Raw genomic sequence first — 15,253 nt, 5'->3', positions numbered from 1 at the left:
CTCAATGCCACATTTACTTTCTGATCAAAAAAACTATTTCCCTGTACGCCTACTTTTTTTTGTATTTGTGTCGGTCTCATTTTTGAATTCGTTTTTTACATAGAAAATATCGTGCCAAAATAACTAAATATTTTAAAATGAACGGTTTAACTTTTCCAAAACGTAGGGTAAGTCCTTGATCGATTAAAACTGTTGTCCTATAATAAAATGGGTCTGCCAGCCACTAGGACCTATAGAACCCGGTATATTATCTGAATCAAAACCGTATCCAAAATCTATCCCCAAAAGGCCAAATGCGGGCATAAAAATTCGTAATCCCAAACCGGCCGAGCGTTTTATTTGAAACGGATTAAATTCCTGAAAATTGTTGAAGGCATTTCCTCCTTCTAAAAAAGCAAGCCCGTAAATGGAGGCAGATGGCTTTAAAGTCAATGGATATCGCATTTCCAAAGAAAATTTATTATAAACGACTCCACCTTCCTGACGTCCGGTAATTGGATCTACAGGTGTTAAGGATTGGTTTTCATATCCTCTTAACTGTACTACGTCCCTACCATCCAGGGTAAAGTTTCCAAGACCATCACCACCAACAAAGAAGCGCTCAAAGGGAACATCTCCGATATCGTTGTTATAGTGTCCAAGGAATCCAAGTTCTGCATTGGTTCGCAGCACAAGATCTCCAACCAAAGTGGTATACCAATCTCCCTTGAATTTTATTTTATAAAATTCTAACCATTTAAAGCGTTCTTCTTCCAATTCTTCCAAACGTTCCGTAATAATAGGAAGACCAGGGTCTCCGGCAGGAAGGCTTTGACCTTCGGCAAGTAGTTCTTCACTTTCCTCCCTAATAGATCTAAAATCTTTGTTGCTGAAGAGCGAGTATGGGGGCGTAAACTTGGCAGTGACCTCAAAATTTGATCCGCCCCTAGGGAATATTCGTCCTCCGGAAGTAGCATTCCTGGATATTCCCAATGTATATGCAAAGGAATTGGAGCTACCATCACCAAAGTTGAACAATCCTGTGTTGTAATTTCTAAAATCGTACAGCTGGTATCCCAATGAATGGGATATGGTAAAGAAATCATCAGGCCATTGCACCCGCTTGGCCAAGCCCAAGGATATACCTGTAATGGAAAATTGGCTGTCTCTGTCCACTTCCCTATTTATAAAATCGAATTGGAACTGTTGTGTCCTCGAAAATGACATATTGAACCGTACCGGTTTTTTTCCTCCTAGCCACGGTTCAGAGAAGTTTAGACTATATACCCTAAAGGTACGACTGGCCTGTAACCTTAATGCAAAAGTTTGTCCGTCTCCCATAGGCACAGGCTTGTAAGCCTTACCGTTAAACAAGTTTTGGATAGAGAAATTGCTGAATGACAACCCTAAAGTACCAATAAAGCCACCACCGCCATAACCACCTTGGAGCTCTATCTGACTTGATCCGGATTCTACTAAACTGTATTCAATATCTACCGTACCCTCGTTAGGGTTGGGGTTCTGGATGTCCGGTGTTATCTGTTCCGCATCAAAAAAGCCCAATTGTCCTAATTCGCGAATACTCCTTACAATATCTGCCTTACTATATTTCTGTCCGGGACGTGTACGTAATTCACGGAAAATAACATGGTCATTGGTCTTGTCGTTACCAACAATGGTTACATGATCTAAAAAGGTCTCTTTTCCTTCTATAATCCGTATTTCAAAATTTATGGTATCGTTCTCGGCGGATACTTCAACCGGATTTATACTGGAAAACAAGTAACCATTGTTTTGATACAGATTGGTGATGTCGGCGGCATCGGGCTTGGAATCGTCGGCTATTCTTTTTCTAAGAAGTACCCCATTATAGGTAGCTCCCTTTCTAATTCCCAAGACCTGTGACAATTGACGGTCGGAATATACTGTATTGCCAACAAAATTGATATCACCAAAATAATATTTGTTCCCCTCTTCTACCTTTATCTTAACATCGATGTTATTTTCATTTACGACTATAACGGTATCGGATAACACCCTGGCATCGCGGTATCCATTTTCGGCATACTTATCTATTAAAGAGCCCAGATCTTCCTTATAGTCGGCATCTATGTATTTAGATTTTTTCCAAAATCGGAATAACTTCTTTTTCTTGGTGTTTTTTAATGACTTCCGTAATTTTTTGGAGGATAATTGTTCATTGCCTTCAAAGACAATATTGCGCACCTTTACCTTATCGCCCTTTTTAATGTTGATAACCATATTTTGGGCGTTGGTCCCAGAAGTATCTTTGGCTACGGCTATATTTACTTTGGCGTTTAGATAACCTTGTTTCTTGTATTTGTTCTGAAGGTAATTTTTGGAGTTGGCTATAAGACTTTCGGTAATCTTCTTTCCTTTCTTAAGATCGGTATCCTTTAATATATCGGCTACCTTCCTTTTCTTTACACCATAAACGGTAACCTTGGATAAGGTAGCACGTTCCTGAATGCTTAATTCCAAAAAGACTTTGTCTTCTTCTACCTTGGTAATGTAAAAGTCTATGTTGCTAAACAACTCTAATCCCCACAACTTTTTTATTATTGCACTTATCTGTTCTCCTGGGATTGTTATGGGCTGGCCAACTCTAAGGCCGGTATAGGTCTTTACGGTTTGTTCATTGTAGCTCTGAAGGCCTGTAACCTCCAGGCCGCCCAGAATATATTTCTTCCCTTCTTCATAGGAAGTTTGCTGCGCAACGGTATTATTTGTAAAAAAAAGTAGTAAAAATGTAAGTAATAGTCCAAGAGATATAAATTTCCCCATATCTCTAGTTGAGTTGTTCGCTAGTTTTTCCAAATCTTCTTTCTCTGTTTTGGTAATTTATAATTGCCTCTACCAAATGATGCTCACTAAAATCGGGCCAAAATACGTCAATAAAATATAATTCGGCATACGCAATCTGCCAAAGTAGAAAATTGCTGATTCTTCGCTCCCCGCTAGTACGGATAAGCAAGTCTACATCGGGCAAATCGTGCGTGTAAAGATGGTTATTAATAATGGTTTCGTCAATATTTTCAACTGAAATTATATTATTTTTAACTTTGGTGCTTATCTGCTTTACGGCACTTGTCAATTCTTCCCGGGCACCATAGCTTAAGGCTAATGTGAGGGTCATACCGGAGTTACCGGCTGTTTTCTCCATCACCTCTAAGAGTTCTTTATATGCTTTTGAGGGCAGGGAAGTGATGTTGCCAATAGCATTTAATCTGATATTGTTCTTGTTGAGGGTCTTGAGTTCTTTTCTAAGTGAAGAGACCAGTAGTTTCATTAGGGTTTCTACCTCAAACTTAGGTCGGTTCCAGTTTTCTGTGGAAAAAGTGTATAAGGTAAGGTACTGCAATTTTAGGTTGGCACAGTTCTCTACAGTTTCCCGAACGGTTTTTACGCCGTGTTCGTGTCCAAAAACCCGAAGTTTGCCTTTCTGCTTTGCCCAACGGCCATTACCATCCATTATAATTGCAATGTGCTTGGGCAGCTTGCCTTTATCTATATCCCCAATAGTGTCCATAATAGTGTTACTCGAAACAATCGGAACACGGTTTTCTACCAAAAGTATACGTTAATGTTACCCCCGAGAAAACGTACCAATCGTCACTTAAAATATTTCCAAACCTAAATTGCTCAAAATTGGACCCTTCCGGGTTACTGGCATCCAGGTTATCGGTAAACGTATATCTTGCTCCCACTTCCGCGCCAATAATCAAAAACTGATTTAAGCGGGCTTTTAATCCTACCGTCATGGGTATTGCAAATGACCCTTCCTTTTGCCCACCATCTATCTCCTGTAACGCTCCGGCGTCAAAATAGGCAAAATCATACCTAAAATAAGTTAAACCGGTATATAGATATGGTGTAAACGCCGGGCCTATCTTATGTAAATTATATTCTACAAAATTAAATTCCAATCCGGCCGAAGCTTCTAAAATATTATGATCCAAAACAAAGCCTCGTTGTTGCCTTGAAGCTATATCGGATTTAGAATCATCTGCCTTAAAACTGCCATAAATAACACTGGCACGCCAAGCATAACGTTTGCTTATGTTCCATTTAAACAATCCACCAAAAGCCGGCCCGGAAGGCAATATGAAATTTGTCCTTCCTACATCGCCAATATTGTTGGTTCCTCCTGCAAAAAGCCCCACCTCATAGGTCTGACCTCTTAATTCCGCGAATATCATTACAAAAATTACAACAACAAATACCCTCATCAAATCTAAAAGTTTGCAAATATAACAATTTCAGAGATTTACCCTAATCAATTATTATATTCCTGTTCTCCATTGATAAACAGCTTTTAGAGTTATTTATTGTTCGATTTTGCTATCAATTGCGCTTGTCCTCGCCCCACAATAATTTGTTCCGAAGTGTTTTTAAGAAGCTCTCCGAGGTATATTCTATCATCTTGATCGTAAAACCTGCTTTTTGCACAATAATTTCCTTACCATTTTCTACCGTGGCAATTCTAGAGTCCAAAGAAACTAAATGATTTTCCTCTCTTCCCGAAACTTTTAAGCGAATGACCGTGTCATCTGCAATTACCAGTGGTCTTGCATTAAGATTATGTGGGGCAATGGGCGTCAGTATCATGGATTTTGCAGTGGGTGTAATTACCGGACCACCACAGCTTAAGGAATAACCCGTAGAACCCGTAGGTGTGGCCACAATAAGACCGTCTGCCCAATATGAGGTTAGATATTCATCGTTTAAATAGGTCTCTACCGTAATCATGGAGGTAGTGTCCTTTCTACTTACCGTAATCTCGTTAAGGGCAAAGTTGAGTTCCGAAAATTCGGGTACATCGGATTCTTGGCTTACTTCTACAAGACTGCGTTCTACAATGGTATAGGCTCCCTGCACAAATTCTCGCACCACCTTACGCACATCTTCTTTCTTAAAAGTAGATAAAAACCCAAGACGTCCTGTATTGACCCCAACAATAGGGATACCAAGATCCCTTACATAGGTAATGGCCCTTAAAATAGTACCATCCCCACCAAAACTAACGAACATATCAAAAGTATCGTCCAGGCCTTCGGTTTCTGTAAATGTGTCGTATTTAAGATCGTTCCTCGAGGTTGATAGAAGTTCCTGGAACTCATCTTCAAGATAAACCTGTGCGGACTCCTTTTCCAACTCGTCCAAAAGTTCTACAACGTAGTCTAGCGTGGAATTTTTATACGTCTGACCAAATATGGCAACTTTCATGTTCTTTAGACATTTAGGTATTTGTTCAGGTATTCGGAACGTTGTTTTAGATCTTCCAAAAATTGGTCGTCATTATTACCAAAAACAATATTGTAGTTGTATCGTCTAAAACTCTGGATAATTTCATTTAGATTGACAGTGCCAATTTTTATCGTTATCTCAACCACATCATTTTTTAAATCGGTTATAAAACCCCCGATCAGTTTAGTATTGTTACTTTCAACGATTTGGGCTATTTCTCCAAAAGAATAATCCTTTGCCCCTTTGGAAAGTACAATGATGCCCCCGGGTTCCGTAAAAAATGGGGTGTCTATAAAAACCCCTACAATATCGGTAAGATCGTAATACCCTAAAACATGATCGTTTTCGTCCAAGACGGGTAGCAAGTTAGCTTCGTTTCTGGCAAACATCTCCAAAACATCCAACCAAGAGGTTTCTTTCCTAACAAGGAACGATTCTAAACTGTAGCGGTAATCCTCAATTTTTTTTGTATCCTCAAAGTTCTCCAAATCGTTCTCTCCCAAAACACCCAGAAATTGGTTTTTTTCCATAACCGCAATGTGCGAATAGGTAGTATCCTTAAAAAATTGAATCACTTCTTTTAAGGAATCCTCAACACCAAAAACGGGTAAGTTTGTAATTATGTGGGATAAAATCTGCATAACGTTTTAAATCTAGTGCAAAATACTAATTAAAAATCGCAAAAAGCATGCCTTATTTGTATTTTTGTGGCTGCTTTAAACAAAGCCTTTAAAATGACAAAACTAAGCGTAAACATCAATAAATTGGCCACCTTGCGAAATGCTCGCGGAGGCAACGTCCCAGACCTTCTTACTGCTGCCCGCGATCTCGAGAGATTTGGTGCCCAAGGAATTACCGTTCATCCCAGACCAGATGAACGGCATATTAGATATCAAGACGTCAGGGACCTAACCCCTGTGGTCACTACCGAATTTAATATTGAAGGAAACCCAGTTCCCAAATTCATCGATCTGGTATTGGAGGCCAAACCGGCCCAGGTTACCCTGGTTCCGGATGCGGAAGATGCCATTACGTCTAACGCTGGTTGGAACACCATTGAGCATAGCACATATTTAAATGATATCATTGCTACCTTCAAACAACACAATATAAGGACATCCATCTTTGTTGACCCAGATTTAAAAATGGTTGAAGGAGCCGCTGCTACTGGTACCGATAGAATTGAGCTGTATACGGAAAGTTATGCCAAAGATTTTGAAAAAGGTAACAAGGATGGCATAGTACCTTTTACCAAAGCCGCCATATTGGCCCATGATTTAGGAATGGGTATCAATGCCGGCCATGATCTGTCCTTGGACAACATCGCCTTCTTTAAAGATAACGTTCCACATCTATTGGAAGTTTCCATTGGCCATGCGCTTATTTGTGAATCCATTTATTTGGGATTGGAAAACGTTGTAAATATGTACTTAAACAAACTTAGTTAAATGCCTATTCTGCATTCAAAAATTATCGGAGAAGGAAAACCGTTGCTGGTATTACATGGTTTTTTGGGGATGGCGGACAATTGGAAAACCTTAGGTGCCCAATTTGCCAATGCAGGTTTTGAAGCGCACCTTATAGACCAACGGAACCATGGGAAAAGTTTTCACTCGGAAAATTTTAACTACGATCTACTCGCACAAGACTTAGAATTTTATATGGCCCATTACGGTTTGTCCAAGGTACACCTTCTGGGACATTCCATGGGGGGTAAAACCGCTATGCAAATGGCATGTAGTAATGCGGAAATGGTAGACAAGCTTATTGTGGCGGACATTGCCCCTAAATTTTACCCTCCGCACCATCAAGATATTATAAACGCCCTCAATGCCATATCCGTGGAGCCATTGCGTTCCAGATCCGAGGCGAACACCCAACTATCGGGTTACATAAATGAAATAGGAATTAGGCAGTTTTTACTGAAAAACCTGTATTGGATAGAAAAGGAAAAACTGGGTTTTCGGTTCAATCTTCCCGTACTTTCCCATAAGATGGAAGAAATTGGCGAGAATATTGGTTCAACGGATACTTTTGGTGGTCCTACCCTTTTCCTACGGGGAGATCGATCGGAATATGTTGTGCAAAACGACATTCCCGCAATTAAAAGACATTTCCCAAAAGCCAGCATTGAAACCATTGAAAATGCCGGACACTGGTTGCACGCAGAAAATCCCAAACAATTTTTAGAGAAGTCCCTTACATTCTTGAATTGTTAAAATTTGACCTAATTTACTATGCATGCATAATTTTTTTGCCCAGAATATTGCACGTGTCATAATTTTGGTTAATTTTGATTTTACCGTGTTTGCGGTAACTTTAGATAGACTAACTCAAAATTTTATAGATGAAAAAGCTTTTGGCTTTGCTCGCAATTTTCGGGCTTGTTTTTGTTTCTTGCAGTGATGATGACGAAGGGGCCATAATTCCAGACCCCGTTCCTCCAACAGTTGATTATACAGCTGGTTCGGCTAATTTTTCTAACTATGTAGCGGTAGGTAATTCCCTTACCGCAGGGTTCTCGGACAATGCGCTCTTCGTGGATGGGCAAACGGCTTCATTCCCCAATATGCTCGCTTCCAATTTTGCCTTGGTGGGCGGTGGCGACTTTAAAATTCCGTTTATGGCAGATAACCTTGGAGGCGCTTTTTTACAGGGGGAAGTGGTTAGGACCAATAGACTTATTTTGTCATTCTTATCCGGATCTCCTTCTCCGGTTCCGGTAGAAGGTGTAGGAACAACCGATATAGCCAATGTGCTTTCTGGGCCTTTTAATAATATGGGGGTCCCTGGAGCCAGGAGCTATCATTTGGTGGCCCCGGGATATGGTAATGTTGATGGTGTATTGCCAGGCCTTGCCAATCCTTTCTTTGCAAGATTTGCTTCTTCACCGGGCACAACGGTATTGGCCGATGCCCTAGCTCAAAACCCTACCTTTTTTACACTTTGGATTGGATCCAATGATGTTTTGGGTTATGCCACCGCCGGTGGTGCCGGAGCGGACCATAACGTTACGGGGATTTTGGATCCAACTATGTACGGTGGTACCGATTTAACCAACTCTTTAGTTTTTGCGGGAGCATTGGATGGTATTATACAAGCGTTGAAATCTACTGGTGCGGATGGTGTTATCGCCAACATCCCTGATGTAACCGCAATTCCTTTTTTCACCACGGTTCCGCACAACCCCGTACCTTTGGATGCCGCTACGGCCGCAGTGTTAAATGAAGCCTATGACCAATACAATATGGGACTCCTAGGACTTCAGGCCATAAACCAGATTTCCGCAGAGGAAGTACAGAGAAGAACTATCTCCTTTGCTGCAGGGGACACCAATGCAGTGGTCTTGTTAGATGAAGACCTAACAGATCTTACTGGTTTCAATGACGCTTTAACAAATATGAGGCAAGCCACCGAAGACGATTTACTGGTACTTACCTCAAGGTCTTTTATAGGTTCTTTGGCAGATCCTGGTAACCCTACATCTATCAACGGGGTAGCTATCCCCTTGGCAGACCAATGGGTTTTAACCCCAGAAGAGCAGCAGGCTATAGCCACGGCTATTACAGCAATAAACCAAACCATAACCGCATTGGCCGTTCAATACGATCTGGCCCTTGTAGATGCTAACGCATACTTAAACGAAATTGCAGAAACTGGAGCACCTCTAAACGACGGAAGTACGGTGACCTCCACTTTTGGAACAGGGGGAGGCTTCTCCTTAGATGGCGTACACCCATCTCCTAGAGGATATGCCCTTTTGGCAAACTTATTTGTAGAGGCGATTAACGCAAAATACGGCTCAAACCTACCCGGTGTGGAACCTTTGGATTACACAGGCCTCTATATAGACTAATAGCGAATAATTTGTTATTTTTAAGGCACCATTCAAACGGTGCCTTTTTTGTATAATCTAAATAAACGACCACATGAAACTAATTTTGAGAATACTGCTTAGTGCACTGGCTGTGGTAATTCTGGCCAAAATACTTCCAGGAGTAGGTGTAGACTCCTACGGTACGGCAATCATAGTAGCCATTGTATTGAGTCTTTTAAACTTTTTGGTAAAACCGGTACTTGTTATACTTACCCTGCCTGTAACCATAATAACATTCGGGCTTTTTCTCCTGATAATAAATGCTATAATTATTTTGCTGGCAGACCATTTTATAGCAGGCTTTTCTGTTGGAAGCATCTGGTGGGCCGTTCTTTTTAGCCTTTTGCTGTCCTTTCTTCAATCCATATTGTTTTCATTGCTCAAAGAGGGTAAAAAAAGTTAAATCACCGTTTGGCTTTCAGTGATTTAAAAACTTGTCAAGCAGCATAAAATGTATTATTTTTGCGTCCCGTTTTATTGACGTAAAATTTAGATACACAAATGAATATCACCAAAGAGCAGATTGACGAGTTGAACGCCATTGTAAAGGTTGCCATCACCAAGGAGGATTATAATGATAAAGTAGAAGGCATCCTTAAAGACTATAGAAAGCAAGCCAATATTCCTGGTTTTAGAAAAGGACAGGTACCTATGGGCCTCATTAAAAAGCAGTACGGCAAAGCTGTTCTGGTAGACGAGGTAAATAAACTTTTACAAGATAACCTCAACAAATACCTAACCGAGGAAAAATTAGATGTCCTTGGAAATCCTTTACCAAAACAACAAGACGATTTTAACTGGGATTCCGATGAATTGGCCTTTGAGTTTGAACTGGGACTTGCGCCTAGTTTTGACGTCTCCCTAAAGACCAAAAAAGCCATAACCCATTATCGTATTGTTGCGGACAAAAAGATGATTGATGAGCAGGTAGAACGTATCCAAAAGCAATACGGGAAACTGATCAATAAATCGGAAGCCGAAAAAAAAGACGAATTAACTGGTACCTTTAAAAATGAAGCCGAGGAAATAGACAATAAGACCACTGTTGAACTGGACAAAATAAAAAGTAAAAAAGCGTTGGACTCCCTGGTAGGTAAAAAGGTAGGCGATGTGGTAACTTTAAAGACCAAAGGGCTTTTTAAGGAAGATTATCTACTCTCCGGGGCCTTGGGGATTTCCAAGGAGAAGTCGGAAAAACTAAATGTAGAGGTTTCTTTTGCTATAGAGGAGATCAATGAACGAGAAGCGGCCGTCTTGGACCAGGAACTGTTCGACAAACTTTTTGGAAAGGATACCATAACTTCCGAAAAAGAAATGCACGCTAAAATTAAAGAGGATTCTGAAAAACAGTTTGAACAGCAGGCAGATCAAAAACTATTGAACGACATCACCGAGCGATTAATAGAAACCGTAAAATTTGACCTTCCCTCGGACTTTCTTAAAAAGTGGATCCAAATGACCGGAGAAAATCCACTGACGGAAGAACAGGCAATGGAAGAGTATGAGAAATCCGAGAAGGGATTGCGTTATCAATTGATAGAAGGCAAGATCATTCAGGATAACAATATACAAATAGAGTTTGACGAACTTAAAGAATTTGCCAAAGGGTTTATTAAATCGCAGATGGCTCAATACGGACAGTTGAACCCGCAGGAAGAAGAGTTAGACAATATAGCTGCCAGGGTACTGGGCAACCAAGATGAAGTAAAGCGATTGTCCGAGCAGCTTATGAGTCAAAAATTGCTTGCACTCTACAAAGAGAAAGCCAATTTAAAAACCAAAGAAGTTACTTACGAAAACTTCGTTAAGGAAGTGTACGGGTAATTTTCCGAAAATAAATAAGTATCTTTATAGTGTCGAAGAAGGGATTCTTCGACACCTTTTTTTATCAAAAATATTGAATAGAAACTAATGGATTACGGAAAAGAATTCAAAAATTACGCCATAAAACACCAAGGGATCAATAGTATGTACTACGATCAGATATTAAGCAGTATGTACCCTACTAATATGACCCCTAACATCATTGAGGAAAGACAATTGAACGCTATAGCAATGGATGTCTTTTCTAGGTTAATGATGGACCGGATAATTTTCTTGGGCACAGGTATAAACGATCAAGTTGCCAACATTGTGCAGGCGCAGTTATTATTTTTGGAAAGTGCCGATGCTGCCAAGGATATCCAAATTTATATCAACTCTCCAGGAGGAAGTGTCTATGCTGGGCTAGGTATATACGATACCATGCAGTTTATAAAGCCAGACGTTGCCACAATATGTACCGGTATGGCGGCTTCTATGAGTGCTGTCTTGTTATGTGCCGGTGAAAAGGGAAAACGTAGCGGTTTAACGCATTCTAGGGTAATGATTCATCAGCCCATGGGCGGGGCTCAAGGCCAAGCAAGTGATATTGAAATTACGGCACGGGAAATCTTAAAACTTAAGGAAGAACTGTACCAGATCATTGCAAAACACTCCGGACAGTCTATTGATAAAGTACATGATGATAGTGACAGAGATTACTGGATGAAGGCCGAAGAAGCTAAGAAATACGGTATGATAGACGAAATTTTAGTAAGGGATAGGGATTAATTTCGACGAAATACCGCAAAATAGCGGACATCTACACCTTTTTAATAAACCAAAACCCAATTTGTTCCGTTATTATTCTGGAATAGTTATTTAAGCATATGGCCAAGGAAAATTTAGAATGTTCCTTTTGTGGAAGAAAAAAACCGGAGACCAATCTTTTGATTGCCGGATTGGATGCGCACATTTGCGATCGATGTATAGAACAGGCCCACGGTATTGTTGCAGAAGAATCCAAACAATCTAAAAGCCATGATCTTTCCTCCGAATTGGTCCTAAAAAAACCTAAGGAGATCAAGGGTTTTCTAGATACCTTTATTATTGGTCAGGAACGCACAAAAAAGGTAATGTCCGTTGCCGTATACAACCACTACAAAAGATTATTGCAGCCTAGCTCCAAAGAAGATGAAATAGAGATACAGAAGAGCAATATTATAATGGTAGGGCAAACCGGTACGGGTAAAACACTTATGGCAAAAACCATTGCACGCATGCTCAATGTTCCTTTGGCAATTGTAGACGCCACAGTACTTACCGAAGCTGGTTATGTAGGAGAAGACGTAGAAAGCATCCTTACCCGTTTGCTTCAGGCAGCTGATTATAACTTGGAAAAGGCAGAACGCGGTATTGTTTTTATTGATGAAATTGATAAAATAGCACGTAAAAGCGATAATCCGTCCATTACTAGGGACGTATCGGGCGAAGGTGTACAACAAGGCTTGTTAAAATTACTGGAGGGTACAGTTGTAAACGTGCCACCAAAAGGAGGTAGAAAACACCCCGATCAAAAGTTTATCGAGGTAAATACAGAGAATATACTATTTATAGCAGGTGGTGCTTTCGATGGTATTGAGCGTATTATTACCAAACGATTAAATATGCAAGCGGTAGGTTATAGCGCGTCAAAAGCCGAAGATAACCTAGACAATACCAATGTGCTGCAATACATTATCCCCAGAGACTTAAAACAATTTGGTCTTATTCCAGAAATCATTGGAAGATTGCCGGTGCTTACCCATATGAATCCATTAGATAAGAAAACCCTTAGGGCCATACTAACGGAACCAAAGAATGCCATTATAAAACAATATGAAAAATTGTTTGCCATGGACGATATCACTTTCAAGATAACGGAACAGGCATTGGATTATATTGTTGAAAAGGCTATTGAATACAAATTGGGTGCAAGGGGCCTACGTTCCCTATGCGAAGCTGTCTTTACCGACGCTATGTTTGAGCTACCCAGTAGCGATGAAAAAGAGTTTAAGGTTACCAAACCTTATGCTGAAGAAAAATTGTCTTACGAAACCATTAAAAAACTAAAGGCGGTTTCTTAACGCACCTCCTGTTTTTGAATAACCCTATCCAGTAGATCCTGGCATACCTTTGTAATAATCTTTTCGTCAGAATACAACTCACGCCCGTAGTTGGGCATTATCTCCATAGGTACTTTTAATTCCTTGGACCATTCTAAACTAGGTCTGTCCTCCTGATTTTCCCCGCATAATATTTTAACCGGGCAATCTGGTTTGTCCTGTTCTGAATACAGGTTTGCCGGTGAAATGGCGAATAAGGATTTTATTGGTAATCCTTTTAGAGCGGCCTTCCAGACTATGGTACCTCCTCCGCAGAATGCTAGGTAGTGACTGGGCCCTGTTTCCTTTATTAGCAAATGTGCCACGGCGGTATCCATACCTCCGTTTAAAAATGCCTCCCGTAAATTCTCCGTGGAATTAACGGCCAAATCTATATGCGCCAACTGCTGACAGTCGTAAAACACAATATCATAATGTTGTTGAAGGTATCCTAAATAGGAAGTAATCCACAAGCCTTTTTTAACGCCCCACATGTCGGACAAAACAACCAGTCTTTCTGCCATAATGATTCTAATTTAATGTTGGTTTGGTAAAATTTGAATATAAATATGAGCATTAAACGTAAAAAACCAACATTTATTTGTTCATCAGAAGTAATTCATCGACGTAGCAGCGTTCATTGCACAATCTGGGTATCTTATGCTGCCCTCCAAGTTTATCCTTGGACTTAAGCCAGTCATAAAAGAGATTTTCCCTGGCTACATGAACTTTGGGCATTTTAAGCGTAGTATTATTATAGCGTTTGGCCTCATAATCAGAATTTAACGATTTTAGGGCATTATCTAGAAACTCGGTAAAATAATCTATCTCCTCCGGAGCCTTTCTAAACTCAATGATCCATTCGTGGGCCCCCTTCTCTTTACCGGACATAAATATAGGAGCTGCAGTGTAGTCCTTAATCTGTGCGCCTGTCTTTTTGCAAATACTTTTTAGTGCTTCCTCTGCATTCTCAATAATTAATTCCTCGCCGAAAACGTTGATATGGTGTTTGGTCCTCCCCGTTACCTTTACCCTATAGGGATCTATTGAAGTAAATCTTACCGTATCACCAATTTTATAGCGCCATAGTCCGGCATTAGTGGTTATAACAATCGCATAGTTCTTATTGATCTGAACTTCCCATATGGGTATTGTAGTCTGTTCCAGGGTACCATAGGTATCCATAGGAATGAATTCGTAGAAAATGCCATAATCCAACATCAATAACAGATCATCCGCATTATTTCTATCCTGTATGGCAAAGAACCCTTCCGAAGCATTATAAATCTCATAATAATTAAAACTCTTTCTAGGCAGTAGGTTTCTATACTGGTCCTTGTAAGGATTAAAACTTACCCCGCCATGAAAATAAACTTCCAGGTTCTCCCATACCTGAAATAAGTGATCGTTGCCCGTTTCTTCCAGTACGTTGTTCAAAAGTACCAACATCCACGAGGGCACACCGGCCAAGCTGGTAACGTTCTCTTGTATACTTTCCATAATAACAGCCTTCATTTTGGACTCCCACTCACTCATTAGGGACACCCTATTGCTAGGCGTACTGCTCAATTCTGCCCAAAAAGGCATATTATCTATAAGTATTGCGGACAAATCCCCGAAAAAAGTACCATTATCCTCATAAAGTTCCTTGCTACCTCCAAGGCGAAGGCTCTTTCCCGTAAACAGCTGGGAATTTTCGTTATTGTTTAGGTACAGGCAGAGCAGATCTTTCCCTGATTTGTAATGACAATCCTCCAAGGCCTCCGAACTAACCGGAATAAACTTGCTTTTGGCATTGGTTGTTCCACTGCTTTTGGCAAACCATTTTATGGATGTAGGCCAAAAAATGTTCTGTTCGCCTTTTCGGGTACGCTCAATCATAGGTTCCACCTCTTCATAAGAACGTATGGGCACCCTATTGGCAAACGTTTTGTAATCGGAAATGGATTCAAAACCATACGCCCGCCCCACTTCGGTATCCTTTGCAACGGAAAGAAGCTGATTTAAGACTTCTTCTTGTACCTCTGCCGGATATTTTAGGAAAAGCTCTATCTGATGATAACGCTTTTTCAACAACCAAGAAGCTATGGAATTAAATAATGGTATTGGCATTTTTAGGTATCTTTATCCTGTAAAATTTCAGGCTTTCCTTGTTCAGTTTGTTCAGTTAAAAATAGCCTTTAAA

14 protein-coding genes are annotated in these 15,253 nt (G+C 40.3%); 7 read left to right on the top strand and 7 right to left on the bottom strand.

The window, feature by feature from the left end:
* Positions 1-183: 183 nt before the first annotated feature.
* The 5 genes from ACEQ81_RS07280 to ACEQ81_RS07260 all read right to left on the bottom strand — a co-directional run bounded on the left by ACEQ81_RS07280 (position 184) and on the right by ACEQ81_RS07260 (position 5,888).
* Complete coding sequence (locus ACEQ81_RS07280; RefSeq protein ID WP_411030190.1) at positions 184-2,784, bottom strand: outer membrane protein assembly factor; 2,601 nt, start codon at positions 2,782-2,784, stop codon at positions 184-186.
* A 4-nt stretch (positions 2,785-2,788) separates the two neighbouring features.
* Positions 2,789-3,529, bottom strand: a complete 741-nt coding sequence (locus ACEQ81_RS07275; protein WP_411030189.1) for an isoprenyl transferase — start codon at positions 3,527-3,529, stop codon at positions 2,789-2,791.
* A gap of 7 nt (positions 3,530-3,536) precedes the next feature.
* Positions 3,537-4,229 (bottom strand): DUF6089 family protein, encoded by a 693-nt coding sequence (locus tag ACEQ81_RS07270; protein ID WP_411030188.1) that lies wholly within the window; start codon positions 4,227-4,229, stop codon positions 3,537-3,539.
* A 115-nt stretch (positions 4,230-4,344) separates the two neighbouring features.
* Positions 4,345-5,226 carry an NAD kinase gene (locus tag ACEQ81_RS07265; RefSeq protein WP_411030187.1) on the bottom strand — a complete coding sequence of 294 codons (882 nt, stop codon included), beginning with the start codon at positions 5,224-5,226 and terminating at the stop codon, positions 4,345-4,347.
* 5 nt (positions 5,227-5,231) lie between these two features.
* Positions 5,232-5,888 carry a CBS domain-containing protein gene (locus tag ACEQ81_RS07260; RefSeq protein ID WP_411030186.1) on the bottom strand — a complete coding sequence of 219 codons (657 nt, stop codon included), beginning with the start codon at positions 5,886-5,888 and terminating at the stop codon, positions 5,232-5,234.
* A gap of 93 nt (positions 5,889-5,981) precedes the next feature.
* On the opposite strand from ACEQ81_RS07260, the gene ACEQ81_RS07255 reads away from it, so the two are divergent.
* The 7 genes from ACEQ81_RS07255 (at position 5,982) to clpX (ending at position 13,050) form a co-directional block, all read left to right on the top strand.
* On the top strand, positions 5,982-6,695 hold the full coding sequence (locus ACEQ81_RS07255) for a pyridoxine 5'-phosphate synthase (protein ID WP_411030185.1): 714 nt from the start codon (positions 5,982-5,984) through the stop codon (positions 6,693-6,695).
* Complete coding sequence (locus ACEQ81_RS07250) at positions 6,696-7,466, top strand: alpha/beta fold hydrolase (RefSeq protein ID WP_411030184.1); 771 nt, start codon at positions 6,696-6,698, stop codon at positions 7,464-7,466.
* A gap of 128 nt (positions 7,467-7,594) precedes the next feature.
* Positions 7,595-9,103, top strand: coding sequence for a G-D-S-L family lipolytic protein (locus tag ACEQ81_RS07245; RefSeq protein WP_411030183.1), 1,509 nt, complete (start codon positions 7,595-7,597; stop codon positions 9,101-9,103).
* A 73-nt stretch (positions 9,104-9,176) separates the two neighbouring features.
* Entirely contained in the window at positions 9,177-9,527 is a 351-nt protein-coding gene (locus tag ACEQ81_RS07240; RefSeq protein ID WP_411030182.1) for a phage holin family protein, read from the top strand.
* Positions 9,528-9,625: 98 nt separating this feature from the next.
* Positions 9,626-10,948, top strand: coding sequence for a trigger factor (tig, locus tag ACEQ81_RS07235; RefSeq protein WP_411030181.1), 1,323 nt, complete (start codon positions 9,626-9,628; stop codon positions 10,946-10,948).
* 87 nt (positions 10,949-11,035) lie between these two features.
* The gene (clpP, locus tag ACEQ81_RS07230; RefSeq protein WP_411030180.1) at positions 11,036-11,716 is read left to right on the top strand and encodes an ATP-dependent Clp endopeptidase proteolytic subunit ClpP; all 681 of its coding nucleotides are present in this window, start codon (positions 11,036-11,038) and stop codon (positions 11,714-11,716) included.
* A 98-nt stretch (positions 11,717-11,814) separates the two neighbouring features.
* The gene (clpX, locus tag ACEQ81_RS07225; protein ID WP_411030179.1) at positions 11,815-13,050 is read left to right on the top strand and encodes an ATP-dependent Clp protease ATP-binding subunit ClpX; all 1,236 of its coding nucleotides are present in this window, start codon (positions 11,815-11,817) and stop codon (positions 13,048-13,050) included.
* Here the strand turns inward: clpX and ACEQ81_RS07220 are convergent.
* On the bottom strand, positions 13,047-13,592 hold the full coding sequence (locus tag ACEQ81_RS07220) for a hypothetical protein (protein WP_411030178.1): 546 nt from the start codon (positions 13,590-13,592) through the stop codon (positions 13,047-13,049). The genes clpX and ACEQ81_RS07220 overlap by 4 nt on opposite strands.
* A gap of 73 nt (positions 13,593-13,665) precedes the next feature.
* The gene (locus ACEQ81_RS07215) at positions 13,666-15,180 is read right to left on the bottom strand and encodes a GH3 auxin-responsive promoter family protein (RefSeq protein ID WP_411030177.1); all 1,515 of its coding nucleotides are present in this window, start codon (positions 15,178-15,180) and stop codon (positions 13,666-13,668) included.
* Positions 15,181-15,253: the final 73 nt, after the last annotated feature.

The organism is Spongiimicrobium sp. 3-5 (assembly GCF_046557915.1).
GTDB lineage: Bacteria > Bacteroidota > Bacteroidia > Flavobacteriales > Flavobacteriaceae > JBHEBG01.
The sequence above is the reverse complement of the archived record's forward strand: the minus strand, read 5'-3'. Positions and strand labels throughout refer to the sequence as shown.

What these genes read in the sequence shown, in the direction of transcription:
- ACEQ81_RS07280 (WP_411030190.1), bottom strand. Translation starts at nt 2,784, where the DNA reads ATGGGGAAATTTATATCTCTTGGACTATTACTTACATTTTTACTACTT.
- ACEQ81_RS07275 (WP_411030189.1), bottom strand. Translation starts at nt 3,529, where the DNA reads ATGGACACTATTGGGGATATAGATAAAGGCAAGCTGCCCAAGCACATT.
- ACEQ81_RS07270 (WP_411030188.1), bottom strand. Translation starts at nt 4,229, where the DNA reads ATGAGGGTATTTGTTGTTGTAATTTTTGTAATGATATTCGCGGAATTA.
- ACEQ81_RS07265 (WP_411030187.1), bottom strand. Translation starts at nt 5,226, where the DNA reads ATGAAAGTTGCCATATTTGGTCAGACGTATAAAAATTCCACGCTAGAC.
- ACEQ81_RS07260 (WP_411030186.1), bottom strand. Translation starts at nt 5,888, where the DNA reads ATGCAGATTTTATCCCACATAATTACAAACTTACCCGTTTTTGGTGTT.
- ACEQ81_RS07255 (WP_411030185.1), top strand. Translation starts at nt 5,982, where the DNA reads ATGACAAAACTAAGCGTAAACATCAATAAATTGGCCACCTTGCGAAAT.
- ACEQ81_RS07250 (WP_411030184.1), top strand. Translation starts at nt 6,696, where the DNA reads ATGCCTATTCTGCATTCAAAAATTATCGGAGAAGGAAAACCGTTGCTG.
- ACEQ81_RS07245 (WP_411030183.1), top strand. Translation starts at nt 7,595, where the DNA reads ATGAAAAAGCTTTTGGCTTTGCTCGCAATTTTCGGGCTTGTTTTTGTT.
- ACEQ81_RS07240 (WP_411030182.1), top strand. Translation starts at nt 9,177, where the DNA reads ATGAAACTAATTTTGAGAATACTGCTTAGTGCACTGGCTGTGGTAATT.
- tig (WP_411030181.1), top strand. Translation starts at nt 9,626, where the DNA reads ATGAATATCACCAAAGAGCAGATTGACGAGTTGAACGCCATTGTAAAG.
- clpP (WP_411030180.1), top strand. Translation starts at nt 11,036, where the DNA reads ATGGATTACGGAAAAGAATTCAAAAATTACGCCATAAAACACCAAGGG.
- clpX (WP_411030179.1), top strand. Translation starts at nt 11,815, where the DNA reads ATGGCCAAGGAAAATTTAGAATGTTCCTTTTGTGGAAGAAAAAAACCG.
- ACEQ81_RS07220 (WP_411030178.1), bottom strand. Translation starts at nt 13,592, where the DNA reads ATGGCAGAAAGACTGGTTGTTTTGTCCGACATGTGGGGCGTTAAAAAA.
- ACEQ81_RS07215 (WP_411030177.1), bottom strand. Translation starts at nt 15,180, where the DNA reads ATGCCAATACCATTATTTAATTCCATAGCTTCTTGGTTGTTGAAAAAG.